The 18061-nt window shown below is 72.2% G+C and carries 20 protein-coding genes; 11 read left to right on the forward strand and 9 right to left on the reverse strand.

The genetic code is table 11. From position 1 onward, the window contains the following. Positions 1-23: 23 nt before the first annotated feature. The gene (locus BLV96_RS06380; RefSeq protein WP_091388829.1) at positions 24-908 is read left to right on the forward strand and encodes a transposase family protein; all 885 of its coding nucleotides are present in this window, start codon (positions 24-26) and stop codon (positions 906-908) included. 116 nt (positions 909-1024) lie between these two features. Here the strand turns inward: BLV96_RS06380 and BLV96_RS06385 are convergent, their stop codons facing one another. Beyond that, on the reverse strand, positions 1025-2068 hold the full coding sequence (locus BLV96_RS06385; RefSeq protein ID WP_086673902.1) for a ferrochelatase: 1044 nt from the start codon (positions 2066-2068) through the stop codon (positions 1025-1027). 87 nt (positions 2069-2155) lie between these two features. On the opposite strand from BLV96_RS06385, the gene BLV96_RS06390 reads away from it, so the two are divergent. Both BLV96_RS06390 and BLV96_RS06395 read left to right on the forward strand, forming a co-directional pair. Beyond that, on the forward strand, positions 2156-2737 hold the full coding sequence (locus BLV96_RS06390; RefSeq protein ID WP_086673904.1) for a TetR/AcrR family transcriptional regulator: 582 nt from the start codon (positions 2156-2158) through the stop codon (positions 2735-2737). 70 nt (positions 2738-2807) lie between these two features. Further along, positions 2808-3968, forward strand: a complete 1161-nt coding sequence (locus tag BLV96_RS06395; protein WP_086673906.1) for a Cmx/CmrA family chloramphenicol efflux MFS transporter — start codon at positions 2808-2810, stop codon at positions 3966-3968. 3 nt (positions 3969-3971) lie between these two features. Here BLV96_RS06395 and fabI read toward each other — a convergent pair whose 3' ends face one another. Beyond that, complete coding sequence (gene fabI / locus BLV96_RS06400) at positions 3972-4739, reverse strand: enoyl-ACP reductase FabI (RefSeq protein ID WP_086673908.1); 768 nt, start codon at positions 4737-4739, stop codon at positions 3972-3974. A gap of 35 nt (positions 4740-4774) precedes the next feature. After that, entirely contained in the window at positions 4775-5479 is a 705-nt protein-coding gene (gene fabG / locus BLV96_RS06405) for a beta-ketoacyl-ACP reductase (RefSeq protein ID WP_086673910.1), read from the reverse strand. 184 nt (positions 5480-5663) lie between these two features. Here fabG and BLV96_RS06410 point away from each other — a divergent pair, with 184 nt between their 5' ends. From BLV96_RS06410 to BLV96_RS06440, 7 genes are read left to right on the forward strand one after another with little or no spacing between them, the layout of a single operon-like run. Beyond that, positions 5664-6974, forward strand: a complete 1311-nt coding sequence (locus BLV96_RS06410) for an MFS transporter (protein WP_086673911.1) — start codon at positions 5664-5666, stop codon at positions 6972-6974. A gap of 7 nt (positions 6975-6981) precedes the next feature. After that, entirely contained in the window at positions 6982-7650 is a 669-nt protein-coding gene (locus BLV96_RS06415; RefSeq protein WP_086673913.1) for a response regulator transcription factor, read from the forward strand. Positions 7651-7654: 4 nt separating this feature from the next. Beyond that, positions 7655-9043 (forward strand): sensor histidine kinase, encoded by a 1389-nt coding sequence (locus BLV96_RS06420; protein ID WP_086673915.1) that lies wholly within the window; start codon positions 7655-7657, stop codon positions 9041-9043. Next, positions 9040-9984: a TAXI family TRAP transporter solute-binding subunit gene (locus BLV96_RS06425; protein WP_086673917.1), complete on the forward strand. Its 945-nt coding sequence runs from the start codon at positions 9040-9042 to the stop codon at positions 9982-9984. Before BLV96_RS06420 ends, BLV96_RS06425 begins: the two co-directional genes overlap by 4 nt. Positions 9985-10000: 16 nt before the next feature. Then, positions 10001-10423 carry an acyl-CoA thioesterase gene (locus tag BLV96_RS06430; protein WP_086673919.1) on the forward strand — a complete coding sequence of 141 codons (423 nt, stop codon included), beginning with the start codon at positions 10001-10003 and terminating at the stop codon, positions 10421-10423. 4 nt (positions 10424-10427) lie between these two features. Beyond that, entirely contained in the window at positions 10428-10889 is a 462-nt protein-coding gene (locus BLV96_RS06435) for a tRNA (cytidine(34)-2'-O)-methyltransferase (RefSeq protein ID WP_086673921.1), read from the forward strand. 23 nt (positions 10890-10912) lie between these two features. Further along, positions 10913-11422: a hypothetical protein gene (locus tag BLV96_RS06440; RefSeq protein WP_086673923.1), complete on the forward strand. Its 510-nt coding sequence runs from the start codon at positions 10913-10915 to the stop codon at positions 11420-11422. A 322-nt stretch (positions 11423-11744) separates the two neighbouring features. On the opposite strand, the gene BLV96_RS06445 is transcribed toward BLV96_RS06440, so the two are convergent. From BLV96_RS06445 to mobA, 4 genes are all read right to left on the reverse strand, one after another. Next, positions 11745-12725 carry a VWA domain-containing protein gene (locus tag BLV96_RS06445; RefSeq protein ID WP_086673925.1) on the reverse strand — a complete coding sequence of 327 codons (981 nt, stop codon included), beginning with the start codon at positions 12723-12725 and terminating at the stop codon, positions 11745-11747. Beyond that, positions 12722-13666, reverse strand: a complete 945-nt coding sequence (locus tag BLV96_RS06450) for a DUF58 domain-containing protein (RefSeq protein ID WP_086673927.1) — start codon at positions 13664-13666, stop codon at positions 12722-12724. The genes BLV96_RS06445 and BLV96_RS06450 overlap by 4 nt, the downstream gene beginning before the upstream one ends. Before the next feature lie 7 nt (positions 13667-13673). Beyond that, a complete protein-coding gene (locus BLV96_RS06455; RefSeq protein WP_086673929.1) occupies positions 13674-14744 on the reverse strand; it encodes an AAA family ATPase in 1071 nt (356 codons plus the stop codon). Between the two features lie 160 nt (positions 14745-14904). Continuing rightward, positions 14905-15450 carry a molybdenum cofactor guanylyltransferase gene (gene mobA / locus BLV96_RS06460; protein WP_086673931.1) on the reverse strand — a complete coding sequence of 182 codons (546 nt, stop codon included), beginning with the start codon at positions 15448-15450 and terminating at the stop codon, positions 14905-14907. A 27-nt stretch (positions 15451-15477) separates the two neighbouring features. Here mobA and BLV96_RS50260 point away from each other — a divergent pair, with 27 nt between their 5' ends. Beyond that, positions 15478-15705 (forward strand): hypothetical protein, encoded by a 228-nt coding sequence (locus BLV96_RS50260; RefSeq protein ID WP_086673933.1) that lies wholly within the window; start codon positions 15478-15480, stop codon positions 15703-15705. On the opposite strand, the gene BLV96_RS06470 is transcribed toward BLV96_RS50260, so the two are convergent. Both BLV96_RS06470 and BLV96_RS06475 read right to left on the reverse strand, forming a co-directional pair. Further along, entirely contained in the window at positions 15657-16373 is a 717-nt protein-coding gene (locus BLV96_RS06470; RefSeq protein ID WP_086673935.1) for an SAM-dependent methyltransferase, read from the reverse strand. The genes BLV96_RS50260 and BLV96_RS06470 overlap by 49 nt on opposite strands. Before the next feature lie 43 nt (positions 16374-16416). After that, positions 16417-17727, reverse strand: a complete 1311-nt coding sequence (locus BLV96_RS06475; protein WP_086673937.1) for an NlpC/P60 family protein — start codon at positions 17725-17727, stop codon at positions 16417-16419. Between the last annotated feature and the right edge of the window lie 334 nt (positions 17728-18061).

Here is an 18061-nt window from a genome sequence, read left to right on the forward strand (position 1 = left end):
GAAGCCCCCGGCAAAATCGAGATGTGAGTCAACAACCCGCCGAGGGCTTCGGCCCCATTTCCTACCAGGTCACCCTCCCGCTGTCGCGGCAGACCCTGCAGATGGTCGCCGAACTGATCCGCGCTCACCGGCGCCGGCTGCGGTCACGCTGGCGCAAAGCCACCCCCGGCGGGCAGGCGCTGGTCGTCTTGGCGGTGCTGCGCCACGACCCGCGGCTGGCCCACCTCGGCGCCGGCATGGGCGTGTCGGCCGCGACCGTGCGTCGCTGGATGCTGGAGGTCATCACCCTGCTCGCCGCCCGTGCGGCCCGGCTGGAGCGGATCCTGCACCGCCTGGCCGATCGGGCCGCAGCGGTGGTGCTGGTGGACGGCACGGTGATCCGGACCCGCCGCCGCACCGGCCGCACCAACCGGGCCAACTACAGCGGCAAGCACAAACACCACGGCCTGGTCACACTGGCCCTGACCGACGAGAACGGGCGGCTGCTGTGGGTCTCGGCGGTGCTGCCTGGCCGGACCGCCGACATCACCGCCGCACGCCGGCTCCGGCTCCGGCTCCGCGAACGCCTGCACGCTCACGGTCTGACCCCGGCCGGGGACAAGGGGTTCCACGGCTGGCATAAAGACGTCCGCACCACCCGCGACTGCCGGGGCTGCGGCGGAGCCTGTGAGCAGATCGTGCTCACTCCTTACAAGGCCGAGGCCCGACGCCCGCTGACCAAGGCCCAGAAGCAGGCGAACGCCGCGTTTGCGGCGATGCGATCCGCGGTGGAAGGCGGTTTCGCCGCACTCAAAGCGTGGCGCATTCTCGACAAGCTGCGCCTGGCGACCCGACACGCCACCACACTGCTGCGGGCTCTGCTCGTGCTCACCCAGCACGAGCAGAGCGTCCGGCACGTCCACGCCTGACCCATTACCAGGCCCGGTCAACCCCGCCTGAGCAGCACCAATCACGATGAAACAACCCCAATGTGGCCTTGGTTGCGTCTGACGCACCGAAGGCCACATTGGGGCGCTCGTCAGCGTCAGCGAGCCGGGCGTTTCGCCGGCTCGCAGCAGCCCACCGCGCAGGGTGCGCCGTTCACCGTGCACCCGGCCGCTGGGAACGGCGACAACTTCCGCGGCTTCACCCCGTGCGTGTGCTCGCGCACCAGCTCCACCACCAGCTCCGCGAACCGCGGGTCCGATCCCGCCGTCGCCGCCCTTGCGAACTTCATCCCGTGCGAAGCCGCGCGCTCGGCTGCCTCGTTGTCCAGGTCCCAGATCACCTCGAGGTGGTCCGACACGAACCCGATCGGCGAGACCACCACACCGGGGACCCCCGATGCGTGCAGCGCGTCGATGTGGTCGACGATGTCCGGCTCCAGCCACGGCACCTGCGGCGGCCCCGACCGCGACTGCCACACGACGTCGTACTCGGCGATCCCCGCCGAAGCAGCCACCAGACGCGCCGCCTCGGCGATCTGGCGGGAGTAGCGGTGGCCGCCCTCGGACGGGGGGCCCGAGGCCCGGTCCGCGCTCGACGGGACCGAATGTGCCGTGAACACCGTGCGGATCCCCGGCTCGTCCCCCAGGGACGCGTGGGCCGCGCGGACGCCGTCCGCCGCCGCCGACACGAACAGCGGGTGGTCGAAGAACTGCCGGATCTTCACCAGTTCGGGTGCCCCGGAACCGACCGCCGCGCGGGCGCGCTCGATGTCCTCGTCGTACTGTCGGCACGCCGAGTAGCCGCCGTACGCGCTCGTGGGGAACACCAGGACCCGTGAAGCACCCGACGACGTCAGCGACGCCAGGGTGTCCTCGACCATCGGGTGCCAGTTGCGGTTGCCGAAGTGCACCGGCAGGTCGACGCCGGCCGCCGCGAGCTGCTTCTCGACCGCCGCCATCGCGTCGCGGTTCAGCCGGTTGATCGGCGAGACCCCGCCGAAGTGCTGGTAGTGCTCCGCGACTTCGAGCAGGCGCTCCCGCGGGACACCCCGGCCCCTGGTGACGTTTTCGAGGAACGGCATGACGTCGTCAGGCCCTTCCGGACCGCCGAACGAAAGCCACAGCAACGCGTCGTATCCCACCCCGCCATCTTGCCGATGTGGCGGCCCGCACGCTGACGCGGGCCCGTTGTGAATCGATCAGTCCAAAACTCTGGTACGGTGACACTCATGGCCAGACCACGCGAGTTCGACGAAACCGCCGCCGTCGAGAAGGCGATGTACGCCTTCTGGGAGCACGGCTACGAAGCGACGTCGACGCAGGACCTGTGCGAGGCCACCGGACTCGGGCGCAGCAGCGTCTACAACACGTTCACCAGCAAGCGAGCCCTCTTCCAGCGCTCGCTCACGCACTACACCAGCACCCAGCTCGGCAAGCGGCAGGCCGTCCTCGACGGCCCGGGCACGGCGGCCGAACGGTTCGCCGCGGTCCTCGACCACGCCATCGAGGACGACCTCGAGCAACGCCGGCGCGGCTGCCTCGTGGTCAACACCCTCGCCGAACTCGGCGTGCCCGACGACGAAGTGGGCGCCGCCCTGCGGAACGACACCGAACGGAACCTGACCATGTTCGCCGAGTGCGCCCGGGAAGGCCTGCTCGACGGCAGCCTCCAGGACGGCCTCGACCCCGCGGACGTGGCGGAGTTCCTGCTCGGCACCACCTCTGGCCTGCGCGTGATGGCCCGCCGGGGCACGAGCCGCGAGAGCATGCACGCCGTCGCCGACCTCGCCTTGAAGGCCCTCACGCGCTGAGCGCCGCACCACCGGAACGACGCACACCCTGATTTTGGACTGACCGATACACAACCGGGAGGGAACCCCCATGCCTCTGGCCGTCTTCGTCCTCGGGCTCAGCGTGTTCGCGCTGGGCACGTCCGAGTTCATGATCACCGGCCTGCTCCCCGGGATGGCCGCCGACCTGCACGTCAGCATCCCCGACGCCGGGCTGCTGATCTCGGCGTTCGCCGTCGGCATGGTCGTCGGGGCGCCGCTGCTGGCGATCGGCACCCTCCGGCTCCCCCGCCGCCGGACCCTGCTGGTCCTGCTCGGCGTGTTCGCCGTGACGCACGTCGTCGGCGCCCTCGCCGACGGGTACGCCCTGCTCTTCGCGACGCGGGTGGTCGCGGCGCTGGCCTGCGCCGGGTTCTGGGCCGTCGCCCTGGCGACGACGATCGCGCTCGTGCCCGTCGACCGGCGCGGGCGGGCGATGGCGGTGCTGGTCGGCGGGCTGACCGTCGCGAACATCGCCGGGGTGCCCGCCGGCACGTTCCTCGGCCAGCACGCGGGCTGGCGGACGGCGTTCTGGGCCGTGGCGGCGGTGACCGTGGTCGCCATCATCGGCGTGGCGCTGCTGGTGCCGGAGACGACCGGCGGCGCGGCGGGCGTCCGCCACGAACTGCGGCTGTACCGCCGGGGCCGGGTCTGGCTCGCGCTCGGCGTGATCGCCTTGTGCCAGGCCATGATCTTCGCCGCGTTCAGCTACCTCGCGCCGCTGCTGACCGAGACCGACGGCCTGCCCGCGGAATGGGTCCCGGGCGTCCTGGCGCTGTTCGGCGTCGGCGCCCTGATCGGGATCAGCGTGGGCGGGCGGCTGGCCGACCGGCGGCCGTTCGCCACGCTCTACGGCTGCCTCGCCCTCGCGCTGACCGCGTTGCTCGTGCTCGCCCTGACCACCGACGCGCTCGTCGCCGTCGCGGCCGTGCTCGCCTTCGGCGTGGCCGGGTTCGGCGCCAACCCCGCGCTGAACCTGCGTGCCTTCCAGGCCGCCGGCGACGCGCCCACGCTCGTCGGGGCCAGCACGACCTCGGCGTTCAACGTCGGCAACACCATCGGCCCGTGGCTGGGCGGGGTCGCGATCGACGCCGGGCTCGGCTTCCCGAGCGTCGCCTGGACCGGCATGCTGCTCGGCGCGGCGACCCTGGCCGCGCTCACGGTCGCGGTCGCCGTCCAGCGGAACGACGACCGCGAGCCCGTAGCCGTGTGAGCGTCAGATGCCGAGGGCGTGGACCCCGCCGTCGACCATGATCATCGAGCCGGTCGTGGCCGGCAGCCAGTCCGACAGCAGCGCGCAGACGCTCTTCGCCGTCGGGTCCGGGTCCGAGCTGTCCCAGCCGAGCGGCGCGCGGTCGCCCCAGCCGTCCTCGAGGTCCGAGAAGCCCGGGATCGACTTCGCGGCCATCGTCTTCATCGGGCCGGCGCTGACCAGGTTGACGCGGATGCCCTGCGGGCCCAGTTCCTTGGCCAGGTACCGGTTGACCGACTCGAGCGCGGCCTTCGCGACGCCCATCCAGTTGTAGACCGGCCACGCGACGCGGGCGTCGAAGTCCATGCCCACGATCGACGAACCGCGGCCCAGCAGCGGCAGGCACGCCTTCGCCAGCGACATGAACGAGTACGACGAAACCTCGACGGCCGTCTTGACGTCCTCGGCCGGCGCGTCCAGGAACGGCGCGCCGAGGCAGCTCTGCGGGGCGAAGCCGATCGAGTGCAGCACCCCGTCGAGGCCGTCGACGTGCTCACGGATGTTGTCGGCCAGCGAGTCGAGGTGCTCCTGGTTGGTGACGTCCAGCTCGATCACCGGCGCGGGCTCCGGAAGCCGCTTCGCGATGGTCTTGACCAGCGACATGCGGCCGAAGCCGGTCAGCACCACGGTCGCGCCCTCCTGCTGCGCGATCTTGGCCGCGTGGAAGGCGAGCGAGGCGTCGGTGATGATGCCGGTGATCAGCAGGCGCTTGCCTTCGAGCAGTCCGGGCACGGGTCCTCCAAGTCTTGGTTCTGGATACGAAAGGGTCAGTGGCCGAGGCCGAGGCCGCCGTCGATCGGCAGCACCGCGCCGTTGACGTAGCCGGCTTCCTCGGAGGCCAGGTAGCGCACCGCGGCGGCGATCTCCGACGGCTCGGCGTACCGGCCGGACGGGATCTGCGCGAGGATCTCCTTCTTGCGGTCCTCCGGCAGCTCGTCGGTCATGTCGGTGTGCACGAAGCCGGGCGCGACGATGTTCGAGGTGATGTTGCGGGAGCCGAGCTCGCGCGCCAGCGAACGCGCGAAGCCGACCAGGCCGGCCTTCGACGCCGCGTAGTTGGCCTGGCCCGCCGAGCCGGAGAGGCCGACCACCGAGGAGATGAAGACGAAGCGGCCCCACTTGCCGCGCAGCATGCCGCGGGAGGCCCGCTTCGCGACGCGGAAGGCGCCGGTGAGGTTCGCGTTGACGACGCGCTCGAACTGCTCGTCGCTCATCCGCATCAGCAGCGTGTCGTCGGTGAGCCCGGCGTTGGACACCAGCACCTCGACCGGGCCCTGGTGCTCCTCGACGAGCTTGAACGCCGCGTCGACCTGCTCGGTGTCGGTGACGTCCGCCTGGACCCCGAACAGGCCCTCCGGCGCACCCGAGCCACGGTGCGTGACGGCGACCTGGTGACCCTGCTCCGCCAGGTCCCGGGCGATCGCCAGACCGATGCCCCGGTTGCCCCCGGTGACCAGAACCGACCGTCCCACAGTGTTCTCCCTCTTCGTCGACGTGCGCTGATGCCGGGCACGAGGTTATCGGCAGCTCCGCGGCGCCGCGCACCCGCGCCCGGCGGTGCCCGCGACCGCCCTAAGCGGGTGTTAGGAACTGCCTCCCGACCTTGCTGGTTACCCGCTGGTTGGTCACCGTGAGTCGCAACACAGGAGGTCGACGATGACAACCCGGATCAGCGGGCCCGCCGAGGGCGCCGTCAGTGAAAAACGCGTGATCGGCAACGTGCTGCGCGGCTCCATCGGCAACCTGGTCGAGTGGTACGACTGGTACGCCTACGCCGCGTTCACCACCTACTTCGCCAAGTCGTTCTTCCCGACGACCGACACGACGGCGGCCTTCCTCGGCACCGCCGCCGTCTTCGCGGTCGGGTTCCTCATGCGCCCGCTCGGCGGCTGGATGCTCGGCCGGTTCGCCGACCGCTTCGGCCGGCGCAGCGCACTGGTGCTTTCGGTCACGCTGATGGCGGGCGGCTCCCTGCTCATCGCCGTGACGCCGAGCTACCACACAATCGGGCTCGCGGCGCCGATCCTGCTGCTGGTCGCCCGGCTGATCCAGGGGCTGTCGGTCGGCGGCGAGTACTCCACCTCCGCCACGTACCTGTCCGAAGTGGCCACTCCCGGCAAGCGCGGCTTCTACTCGAGCTTCCAGTACGTCACCCTCTACGGCGGCCAGCTGCTCGCGCTGGGTCTCCAGCTGATCCTGCAGGGCCTGCTCACCGAACAGCAGCTGACGTCGTGGGGCTGGCGGATCGCGTTCGGCGTCGGCACGGTCGCCGCGCTCAGCGTCATGTGGCTGCGCCGCGGCATGGACGAGTCGGAGAGCTACAAGCGTGAGGCGGAAACCACGACCGGCGAACGCGGCACGCTGCGCACGCTGGCCAAGTACCCCAAGGAGATCGCGCTCGTCGTCGGCCTGACCCTCGGCGGCACGGTGGCCTTCTACACCTTCGCCACCTACAGCCAGAAGTTCCTCGAGAACACCGCCCACATCCCGCGGCGCACGGTCACGATCATCCTGTTCTCGGCGATCCTGCTCGCGGCGATCCTGCAGCCCTTGGCGGGCAAGCTGTCCGACCGGATCGGCCGCCGCCCGCTGCTGCTGTTCTTCGGCATCGCGGGCACGCTGCTCACCGTGCCGATCATGACGATCATGGGCTCGACCCGGAACCCGGTCGGCGCGTTCTTCCTCGTCCTGGCCGGGCTCGTCGTGGTGGCGGGCTACACGTCGATCAACGCGATCGTGAAGGCCGAGCTGTTCCCGACGAAGATCCGCGCCATCGGCGTCGGCCTGCCGTACGCGCTGACTGTCGCGATCTTCGGCGGGACCGCGGAGCTGATCGCGCAGGCGCTGAAGAGCGCGGGGCACGAGTCGGTGTTCTTCTGGTACGTCGCGGGCTGCGTCCTGGTTTCCCTGATCGTCTACGGCACAATGCGGGAGACTTCGAAGACTTCCGAACTGGAAGAGCGCTGACAAGGGGATGACCGTGCGCGTGCTCCTCGTCGAAGACGACGCGGGTGTCGCCGGCGCGCTCGCCGAGTCGCTGCACGCGCGCGGTCATCCCGTCACCAGCGTCGGCCGCGGGGCCGACGCCCTGCACCGCCACCGCGACGCCGATCTGGTCCTGCTCGACCTCGGGCTCCCGGATCTCGACGGCCTCGACGTGCTGCGCAAGATCCGCGCGGTGTCGCCGGTGCCGGTCATCGTCCTGACCGCGCGTGGCGACGAACGCTCGGTCGTCCGCGGGCTGCGCCTCGGCGCGGACGACTACCTGACGAAGCCCGTGCGGCTGGCCGAGCTGCTGGCCCGGATGGACGCCGTCGTGCGCCGCGCGGTCGCCCGGACCACCCCGGCCGGTGACGTCGTGCGCCTCGAGGACGTCGAGATCGACCTCGGGGCCCGCCGGGTACTCGTCGCCGGGCACGACGTCGGGCTCACCACCAAGGAGTTCGAGATCCTGGCCGTGCTGGCCGCCCGCCCGGGTACCGCGGTCAGCCGCCAGCAGCTGATGGACGAGGTCTGGGGCGACGCCTACCTCGCGGTCTCGCGCTCGCTCGACGTCCACCTGACCGGGCTGCGCGCCAAGCTGGACCGGCCGGGCCTGCTCACCACCATCCGCGGCTTCGGCTACCGGCTCGGCCGGGACTGACGCCGTGCGCACGCGGCTGCTGGTCGTCCTCGTCGCCCTCGCGCTCGCCGTGGTCGCCGCGTTCGCCGTGCCGCTGCTGGCGTCCACCGCCGAGCAGCGCACGCAGCAGCTGGTCATCTCCCGCACCGCCGACGTCGACCGGTTCGTCGTGCTGGCCCAGCAGGCCGTCGACACTCGGGACCCGGCCGCGCTCGTGGCCGACGCGGCCCGCTACGCCGAGCTGTACGGCGAAGGCGTCGTCATCGTCGACGCGCGCCGCGATCCGCTGGTCCAGGCCGGCGGGCTGACCGCGGCCGACCCCGCGGTGCACGCGCTGGTGGAGGCGACCATGCGCAACGAACCCGCGCCGCAGGTGGGCAACCTCGGCCCGTGGTCGGCCGAACCGGCGTACTTCGCGCGGCCGGTCGGCACCGGCACCCGCGTGTCCGGCGTCGTCGTGCTGCGCGCGTCGGTGACGACGGCGGCCGCGGACGTCGCCACCCGCTGGGGCACCATCGGCGCCGGCGCGCTGCTGGTCGCGGTCGTGTTCGTGCTGCTGGCCGTGGTGCTGGCCCGCTGGATGGTCCGGCCGCTGCACGAGCTGGAGACCGGCGTCCTCGCCGTCGCCGCCGGGCACCGCGCGCACGTCCCGGAGCGCGCCGGACCGCGCGAGCTGCGGGTGCTGGCCGGCGAGGTCAACCGGATGTCCGAGGCGGTGCTCGAAGCGGCCGAGCAGCAGCACCGGCTGGTCGCCGACGCGTCCCACCAGCTGCGCAACCCCATGGCGGCGCTCCGGCTGCGCGTCGACTCACTCGCCGGGCGCGTCGAGGGCGACGACACGACGTACCGGGCGACCGTCGCCGAAGTCGAACGCCTGGAGCGGCTCCTCGACGGGTTGCTGGCCCTCGCGCTGGCCGAGAGCACCGCGACGCGGGTCGCGGCCGGGGGCGCGGACGAGTCGTGCGACCTCGCCTCCGTGCTCGCCGAACGCGTCGACGCCTGGCGGCCGTCCGCCGAAGACGCCGGCTCGGCGATCGTGCCGCCGCCGGGCCACGACGAGCCGGTGACCGTGCGCTGCCCCGAGGGGGAACTCGCGCAGATCCTCGACGTGCTGCTGGACAACGCGGTCCACTACGCCGGGCGCGGCGCGAAGATCACGACGGACTGGGAAGCCGGTGCGGACACGGCGACCCTCCTCGTCCGCGACGACGGACCCGGACTGTCCACTGAGGACCGGGCGCGGGCGACCGAACGGTTCTGGCGCGCCGGCGGCGAAGGCGCGCCTCGCGGCACCGGACTGGGATTGGCCATCGCGCACCAGCAGGTGCGCACCCGCGGCGGCGTCCTCGAACTGCGCCAGGCCCTCCCCCACGGGCTCGAAGTCCGCGTCACGCTTCCCCTGGCGGCGTCATGACCCTCACCCGGCGCACCGCCCTCCTCGGCGGCCTCGGCCTGGCCCTCGCCGGCTGCTCGACGGCCGGCTACAGCGGTCCCGAGCGCACGGTCACCATCGCGGCCGGCGAGCGCGGCGGCTTCTACCTCGCCTTCGCCGAGCTGCTCGCCGCCGAGCTGAACCGCGCCGAACCGAAGCTGCACGCGACCGCCCTGCCGACCGAAGCGAGCGTCGCCAACGTCGACCTCGTCCGCCGCGGGCAGGCCGACCTCGGCCTGGTCCTGGCCGACGTCGCCCAGACGGCGCTGACCGGCGGGTCGCCGTTCACCGGCGAGGTGCCGCTGCTCGCGCTCGGCCGCGTCTACGAGAACTACCTGCAGCTCGTCGTACGCGCGGACGGGCCGGTGCGCGGGCTCGCCGACCTGGCCGGGCGTCCGGTGTCGCTCGGCGCGGGCGGCTCCGGCGCGGCCCAGCTCGGCGAGCGCCTCTTCGCGAAGGCCGGCGTCGCGGTCGACGCCCGGCACCTTCTCTTCGACGACGCCGTCCGCGCGCTGGCCGCCCGCCGGGTCGACGCCATGCTGTGGTCCGGCGGAGTGCCGACGCCGAAGCTCGCCGACCTCACCCGCACGACCCCGATCGCGCTGCTGCCCCTGGACGCGGTGGTGCCGGCGCTGCGTGCCGCGTACGGGCCGGTGTACGACCAGGTCCAGGTGCCCGACGGCGCCTATCGCGGAGTCGGCGCGCTGGGCACGATCGGCGTCGCGAACCTGCTGGTCTGCTCCCCCGCCCTGCCCGACGACGTCGCCGCGGCCGTCGTCCGGCTGCTCGTCGAGCGGGCGACCGACCTGGTGCCCGCCGAGGCCGTCGGAACGCAGTTCCTCGACGTCCGGACGCTCATCGGCACCCAGCCGGTACCGCTGCAGCCTGGCGCGGCGGCCGCGTACCAGGCGCTGCACGGCTGAGCGCTAGATTGGGCCGGTGACCGAACCCCGCCGACCGATCGTCGAGATGCCGCTGCGCGTGCGCTACCACGAGTGCGACGGCCAGGGCATCGTGTTCAACGCCCACTACCTGGCCTATGTGGACATGTGCTCCTTCGAGGCGGAGAAGGCGCTCTTCGGTTCGCACGAGGAGTTCCTGGCCAACCGCACGGACGTCGTCGTGGCGGAGGCGAACCTGAAGTTCCGCGCCCCGGCCCGGTACGACGACGAACTGATCGTTTCCCAGTACCTGAACCACCTCGGCACGACGTCGCTGATCTTCGACTTCGAGATCCACCGCGGTTCGGAGGTGATCGCGGCGGCGAACGTCCGGTACGTGTTCATCGACCCGGAGACGCTGCGTCCGGCGGCGCCGCCGGAGGCGGTCCGCAAGGCCTACGCGGCCCTGCTCGGGGACTGAGCCCGTGTTCCGAGTTGTCTTCTACCAGCCGGAAATCCCGCCGAACACGGGCAACGCGATCCGGCTCGCCGCGAACACCGGCTGCGAGCTGCACCTGGTCGAGCCGCTCGGGTTCACGTTGGAGGACAAGCAGCTGCGCCGAGCCGGGCTCGACTACCACGACCTGGCCCGGGTGCACGTCCACGCGTCGCTGGCCGCGGCTTGGGAAGTGTTGCTGCCGGCGAAGGTGTACGCGTTCAGCGCGTCGGCGACGCGGCTGTACACGGACGTCGCTTACGGGCCGGGAGACGTGCTGATGTTCGGGCCGGAGTCGGTCGGCCTGCCGGAGCCGGTGCAGGAGGCGCCGGAGGTGACCGACCGCGTGCGGCTGCCGATGCTGCCGACGAGCCGGTCGCTGAACCTCGCGAACACCGCGGCGATCACGGTTTACGAGGCTTGGCGGCAGAACGGCTTCGCGGGCGCGTGATCACCGTCCGGTAGGTTCGCCGGATGCGACAGCAGTTCCTGGGGGCGCTCATCGGCGCCGCGTTCGGCACCGTGTTCGTCCTGGTCAACTCCGGCTCGCCGGTTCCGGCCGCGCTCGGCTGGGTGCTCCGCGCCCTGGCCGTGCTCGCGCTGGCGGCGGTGGTGGTCCTCGGCGTCCGCGCCGGCGGCCGGCCCACGCTGGAGGGCCGGCCGGTGTTCGGCCCGAGCTACCGCGTGATCGTCATCGGCGAGGTCGTGCTGCTGATCGCGGGGTTCTTCGTGCTGCGTCTGCTGGACGCGCCGGTGCAGGCGAACGTGGCTTGGATCGCCACGATCGTCGGTCTTCACTTCGTCGCGCTGGCATCGGCTTGGAAGACGCGTTCGATCCTGGTGGTCGGGGTGGTGCTGACGGTGCTGGGTGTCGTCGGCTTGGCACTGCTGGGGAGTGCCGCGGAGTGGGTGCCGTTCGTGAGCGGGACGCTCTCCGGGGTGACCCTGCTCGGCGGAAGCCTGTACGGCGTCCGCCGAGCCTGAGCGAGGGGCCCGGCCAAAATCAACCTCGCGCGGCGTCAGCCGGAAGCTCAGGTGACCGGCAAGTCCAACGCGAAGTGGGGCTCCAGCCGACCTGGCGCACGCGGCGGAAATCAGGCCGCGATGGCTGCTCGCCGGTGCCGCTCTGCGCGGCCGGAGGAGATGTCGCGAATCGGGCAGGAGGACCGCCGTCCGTCACTCCGCTCGGCGCGGCCGGAGACCCCTTCGCTGCGCAAGCCGATGGCCTGGACACGAGCCGACACGAGAGCGCGTGGCCCGGTGACCCTGCTCGGCGGAAGCCTGTACGGCGTCCGCCGAGCCTGAGTCACGGCAGTCTCTGGCCCCAGAACAGGCTGGCCGCCGCGCCGAGCATCAGGATCAGCGTTCCGACGACCACCCACGGCTTGCTCGCGTCGGCGTCCTTCAGCTCGTAACCGATCTGCTCACCGAGGTCGCCGTACACCTTCTTCAGCTCCTCGGCGCTCGCCGCCTTGTAGAAGTCGCCGCCCGACAGCCGTGCGATCTCGCGCAGCGACTCGTCGTCCACGCTCACCGGCTGGGCCTTGCCGTCGATCTCGACCGAACCGTGGGTCGTGCCGAACGAGATCGACGAGATCGGCACCCCGGCCTGCTTCGCCGCCTGCGCCGCCGTGTAGCCGCCGCGGGCCGCGTACAGGTCCTCCGGCACCGTCTGCTTTCCGTCGGACATCAGCACTATCCGGGCCGGCGGTGGCCCGTCCGCTCCGCCCACGACGCTGGAGAAGCTCTCCACCGACTGCAGGGCCGCGAAGATGCCTTCACCGGTCGCCGTCGACTGGGCCAGCTTGAGGTTCTCGATCGCCTTGATCACGCCGTTGCGGTCGGTCGTCGGGTTGACAAGCACCGTCGCCGTGCCCGCGAACGAGATCAGGCCCAGGTTGATGCCCGGGGTCATGTTCCGCGCGAACTGCGTCGCCGCGTCCTGGGCCGCCTTCAGCCGCGTCGGGGCGACGTCGGTCGCCTCCATCGACAGCGACACGTCGATCACCAGCATCACCGTCGCCCGGTTGCGCGGCACCTTCTGCTCGGCGGTCGGGCCGGCCAGCGCCACGGTGAGGATCAGCAGCGACAGCACGATCAGCACCGCCGGCAGGTGCCGGACCCAGCCCTGGCTCTTCGGCGCGACCTTCTCCAGCAACGCCAGGTTCGCGAACCGCATGGTCCGCTTCCGCCGCGCGCGCTGCGCCAGCACGTACCCGATCGCGACCGCCGCGACGGCGATCAGCAGCAGGAACCACCAAGGAGCGGTGAAACCCGTCAGGCTCACGCCACACCCCCCGACCAGCGGCGCTTGCGGGCGACGACGAACCGCACCATGTCGGCGATCCAGTCGGCGTCCGTGCGCAGCGTCAGGTGGGCCGCACCCGCGCGCCGCAGGCCGGCCGCCACCGTCTGGCGGTGGGCGTGGGCCGCGGCCCCGAACTCCTTGCGCAGCAAGGCCGACGCATGCACTTCGCGCTGCTTCCCTGTCTCCGGGTCGGCCAGCACGACGGTCCCCACCTCGGGCAGGTCGACGTCGCGCGGGTCGAGGACTTCGATCGCGATCAGTTCGTGGCGCCCGCCCAGCGCCCGCAGCGGCCGCTCCCAGGACGTGTCGCCCAGGAAGTCGGAGATCACCACGGCCAGCCCACGGCGGCGCGGCGGCCGGCGCAGCGCCTCCAAGGCCTGGGCGAAGTCACCGCGGGTACCTTCGGCCGCCCGCGGGGTCTCGGCCAGCTTCCGCACCAGGCCGCGGGCGTGCGCGAGGCCGCCCCGCGCCGGGATGCGGGCCGTCTCGGCGCCGGTCGACACGAGCGCGCCGATCCGGTTGCCGCCGCCCCCGGTCAGGTGCGCGACCGCCGCGACCGCGCAGACCACCAGGTCGCGCTTCTCGCACAGCGCCGTGCCGAAGTCGAGGCTCGCCGACAGGTCGGCGACCACCCACGTCTCCAGCTCGCGGTCGGCGACGGTCTCGCGGATGTGCGGGGTCGTGGTGCGCGCGGTGACCGCCCAGTCCATCCGGCGGACGTCGTCGCCGGGCTGGTACGGCCGCGCCTCGCCGGGCTCGGACCCCGGCCCCGGCACGAGGCCGAGGTGGTTGCCCTGCAGCAGCCCGTCGAGCCGGCGGCGGACGTCGAGCTCGAGGGTCCGGAGCCCGGCTTCCATCCGGTCGCCCCGCAGCACCGGGGGCGCCCACGAAGGGCGTTCGCCCTTCTCGTTCTTCGCCATCGCCGGATTACCTGACCGGCGCGCCCGCCGGGACCGGGCCGCCCTGGCCGGCCCCGCCCTGCGGCCGGGCCGAGACCTGCGGCAACGGCACGGTCTGCAGCACGCGCGTGATGATGTGGTCGATGGGCACGCCGTCGGCGAGCGCGTCGTAGGACAGCACGAGCCGGTGGCGCAGCACGTCCGGCACGACGTCGACGACGTCCTGCGGCAGCACGTAGTCGCGGCCGCGGACCAGCGCCAGCGCCCGGGCGGCGGCGATGATGCCGAGGCTCGCCCGCGGCGAAGCACCGTAGGACACCCAGCCGGCGACGTCGGCGAGGCCGTGCTCGTTCGGCGTCCGGGTGGTCAGCACGAGCCGCACGACGTAGTCGACCAGCGCGTGGTGCACGAACACCTGCGACGCGACACCCTGCAGCCGGACCAGCTCGCCCGGGCTGAGCACCTCGTGCGGGGTGGGCGGGGTGACGCCCATCCGGTAGATGATCTCGCGCTCCTCCTCGGCGGAGGGGTACTCGACGAGGATCTTGAACAGGAAGCGGTCGCGCTGCGCCTCGGGCAGCGGGTAGACGCCCTCGTTCTCGATCGGGTTCTGGGTGGCCAGCACGAGGAACGGGTCGGGCATCGGGAACGTCTGCCCGCCGATCGACACGTGCCGCTCGGCCATCACCTCGAGCATCGCCGACTGCACCTTCGCCGGCGCGCGGTTGATCTCGTCGGCGAGCACGAAGTTGGCCACGACCGGGCCGAGCTCGACGTCGAAGCGCTCGGCGCCCTGGCGGTAGATCCGGGTGCCGAGGATGTCGGCGGGCACCAGGTCGGGGGTGAACTGCACGCGGGAGAACGACCCGCCGACGACCCGCGCGAACGTCTCGACGGCGAGGGTCTTCGCCACGCCGGGCACGCCTTCGAGCAGCAGGTGGCCCTTGGCCAGGAGGCCGACCAGCATCCGCTCGACCAGGCGGTCCTGGCCGACGATGATCCGCTTGACCTCGAACACGGTCCGCTCCAGCAACTGGGCGTCCCGCGCCGGTGTCGCCTGCTGGCCGTTCCCGCCCTCGGCGTAGCCGGGCTCGGTCACTCTGCCTCCTCGAAAGTTCGTGCGCCGCCCCCGCGACGGTGATCACGCGGTGCGACCGTACTGCGTCCCCCGGTCGTCCGTCGCATCCGGCACGCGGACGCGCGGGTTCACCCGTGAGCAGCCAACACCGTCAGCGGTGTGACATCTGTGAAGCTGCCCTTCAGCGGTGCCGCTCGAGGTCTTCGGGCGTGTCGATATCGTCCGCTTCGCCCAGTTCGGCCGGCACCTCGGTGACGCTCAGCCCGCCGAGCACCCGCCGCAGCGCCGCGTTCTCCACCTGCTCGGGCAACGCCGCCCGCAGCGCCGCGACCCGCCACGCGCCCAGCAGCCACTGCCGGGACCCGGCGGCGTCGACCAGCACCGCGCCGTCGCCGTCGCCGATCGCCGCGGCCAGGCGGTCCACTGTGGACCGGCGGACCCCCGGGAGGTCCGCGGCCAGCACGGCGACCGCTTCGACGTCGTCCGGAACGAATGCGAGACCGGCGGCCAAGGCCGCGACGGGCCCGGTGCCGGGCACGGGTTCGCGGGTCCACACGACGTCGAAGCCGGGCCGCCGGGGGCCGACCACGATCACGCGTTCGGCGCCGTCGAGGGCGTGGATCGCGCGGGCCAGCAGCGGTTTGCCGCCCACCGACAGGGCCGGCTTGTCCACACCGGACAGTCTGCGGGCCGAGCCGCCGGCCACCACGATCCCCGCATACCGCATCCGGGAAATCTAACCCATACTGGCTGCGTGCCCTACACCGCCGAACCGCGCGTCGACGCCTACAGCGACGCTCTGCCGGAGTGGCAACGGGCGATCTGCCGCGAGGTCCGCGAGCTGGTCCACGCCGCCGACCCCGAAGTCGTCGAGACGATCAAGCGCACCCGGCAGCCTCAAGGACCAGGACCGCGCCGCCGGCTGGCGCAAGCTCAAGCGCGGGTGAGCACGAGGTACGCCAGGCCGAGCACACCTCGGTAGACGCCCACGTACTCGCGAAGCCGCCGATCGAGCCACGCCCCGATCTCGCCCGCCCGCGGGTCGTCCGGGTGCGCCGCCAGCCACTCCTCCCAGCCGGCCCGCGAAGTCGACTCGAAGTCGTCCCATTCGAGCTGGTCAGCCGTGCTGAGGTGCCGGACACGCCAGCCGGCCGCGGTCGCGGCGTCGAGCAGCTCCGGCAAAGTGAGCGTGTCCGGGCCGAAGATCTCGCGGGCCGCGTCGTCCGGGGGTGTCGCCCAGAAGCCGTCGCCGTAGAGCAGCCGGCCCGACGGCAGCACCACCTGGGTCAGCCGCGCCAACGCGGCCTTCGTCGAGCCGAAGATGTGGGCGGAGCCGATGCAGAAGGCCCGGTCGGCGGGACCGGCCCAGGTCGCGGCGTCCGCTTCGGTGAAGTCCACCGCCAGGCCCCGTTCACGAGCCGCCGCCCGGCCGCGCTCCAGCCCGGTCACGTCGGTGTCGACGCCGGTCACGCGCAGGCCGGGCGCCCGGGCCGCCGCCCGCAGCGGCAGCTCGCCCCAGCCGCAGCCGAGGTCGACGAGATGTCCTTCGTCGAGGGCCATCCGGTCGAGCAGCAGCTCCGCATGGGGCTCGGACAGGGGCGTGTTCCAGCGCATCCGGGTGCGCCGCAGCGCGTTCAGTTCGTCGTCCACGCGGCCGATCCTGTCGGCCCGACGACCGGGCGTCGAGCGAGTTTCAGCCGATCAAGCGGGTCGCGTACGGCATGATCCCGCCGTAGCGGACCGGCGCGATCCGGACGCGCAGCCCGGACTGCGGCGCCTCGACCATCTGGCCGCCGCCGAGGTAGAGCGCGACGTGGTGGATGCCGCCCGCGCCACCCCAGAACAGCATGTCGCCGCGGCGCATCTGCGACAGCGGCACGCGCCGGCCGGCCGTGTACTGGTAGCCGCTGTAGTGCGGCAGGCCCGTGACCCCGGCGAAGGCGTAGATCATCAGGCCCGAGCAGTCGAAGCCGATCTTGTTGTAGTCGCCGTAGCGGTCGGCGACACCGCCGTCGCGGATGCCGCGGGTCGGGCCGCTCGCGTTGCCGCCGCCCCACGCGTACGGCAGGCCGATCTTCGACAGCGCCCGCGCGATGACCGCTTCGATCGACGAGCCGGCCGGGCCCGACGCCGGCTTGCTCGCCGGCCGGCCGCCGCCACCGGAGGAACCCAGCGCGGCCTGACGGGCGCGTTCGTCGTCCTCGCGCTGCTTCTCGGCGAGCCAGTCCTGGTAGCGCTGCCGCTGGCCCTGCAGGCCGCTGACCTTGGCCTGGGCGGTGTACAGCTGCTGCTCGACGTCGGACTTGCTCTTCTCGAGCTGCGTGTTCTGCGTGGCCTGGCTGTCCTGCGCGCTGATCGCCCGGGCCTGCGCCGAGTCCGCGCTGGTCTTGGCCTCACGGGCGGCGTCCTGCTTCTGCTGGGCGATCTCGGCGGCCTTGCGCGCCGCGGCGTCCTTGTTCGACTTCTCCGTCTGCGCCTGCTGGAGCCGGTCGAGGGCGTTGAGCCGGTCGCCGCCGACGGCGTCGAGCAGCTGGGCGCGGGCCAGCATGTCCTTCGGGCTGTCGGCGCTCAGGTACGCCGAGAGCGAGCCGACCGTGCTGCCCTGCTGGAAGCTCGCGGCGGCGAACGTCTTGAGGTCGTTGCGGGCTTTCTCGATCGCTGCGGCCGCGGCGTCCGCCTCGGTGCGGGCGGCCTTGGCGTCGTTCTCCGCCTGGGCCGCCGCGTCCTGCGCGGACTGCAGGTCGACCAGCGCCTTGTTGGCCTCTTCCTGCTTGAGCTCGACGTCGTCCTGCAGCTGCGACAGCTTCTGCTCGGCCTGGGCCAGCTGGTTGGTCAGCCGGCCGACCTCGCCCGCCTTCGCGTTGGCGTCGGCCTTGCTGTTGCTCAGGTCGGAGTCGCTGGGGTTGGGCGGCGGCGGGGGCGCCGCAAGACCCGTGCCGCCGGCACCGAACAAGATCACCAAGGTGAGCGCGCTCACGGTGAGTCCACGGCGGGCCCGCGGCACCTCCGGACCCCCACGCCGTCCCGCCACGACCGCCCACCTCCGCTCACCTGCGCACATCGCGCGTCACTGCAGTCACACCACTATCACAAGCATCACCGGAAACTTACACACCGTAGGCACCAATTCCCCTCATTGAGGGACCCTCGTCGCGGATGGCGCAGCCCACACCGCGTGTCGGCTTGTCCGTTAAACAGGACACGCGTACTGTTTGAGGCATCGCGAGGTGTGGCATCCCGAATCCGGTCCTACGGTGGGGGTGCGCAAGACTCGCCACCACCGAACCCGACCGAACTGACCTCAGGACTCGACCGCCGCACCGGCGCGGAAGTCCACG

Origin of the sequence: Amycolatopsis pretoriensis, assembly GCF_900107925.1 — a bacterium.
GTDB classification, from domain to species: Bacteria; Actinomycetota; Actinomycetes; order Mycobacteriales; family Pseudonocardiaceae; genus Amycolatopsis; species Amycolatopsis pretoriensis.

Coding starts and splice junctions, on each gene's coding strand:
- BLV96_RS06390 (WP_086673904.1), top strand. CDS start 2,156: ATGGCCAGACCACGCGAGTTCGACGAAACCGCCGCCGTCGAGAAGGCG.
- BLV96_RS06395 (WP_086673906.1), top strand. CDS start 2,808: ATGCCTCTGGCCGTCTTCGTCCTCGGGCTCAGCGTGTTCGCGCTGGGC.
- BLV96_RS06410 (WP_086673911.1), top strand. CDS start 5,664: ATGACAACCCGGATCAGCGGGCCCGCCGAGGGCGCCGTCAGTGAAAAA.
- BLV96_RS06415 (WP_086673913.1), top strand. CDS start 6,982: ATGACCGTGCGCGTGCTCCTCGTCGAAGACGACGCGGGTGTCGCCGGC.
- BLV96_RS06425 (WP_086673917.1), top strand. CDS start 9,040: ATGACCCTCACCCGGCGCACCGCCCTCCTCGGCGGCCTCGGCCTGGCC.
- BLV96_RS06440 (WP_086673923.1), top strand. CDS start 10,913: ATGCGACAGCAGTTCCTGGGGGCGCTCATCGGCGCCGCGTTCGGCACC.
- BLV96_RS06450 (WP_086673927.1), bottom strand. CDS start 13,666: ATGGCGAAGAACGAGAAGGGCGAACGCCCTTCGTGGGCGCCCCCGGTG.
- mobA (WP_086673931.1), bottom strand. CDS start 15,450: ATGCGGTATGCGGGGATCGTGGTGGCCGGCGGCTCGGCCCGCAGACTG.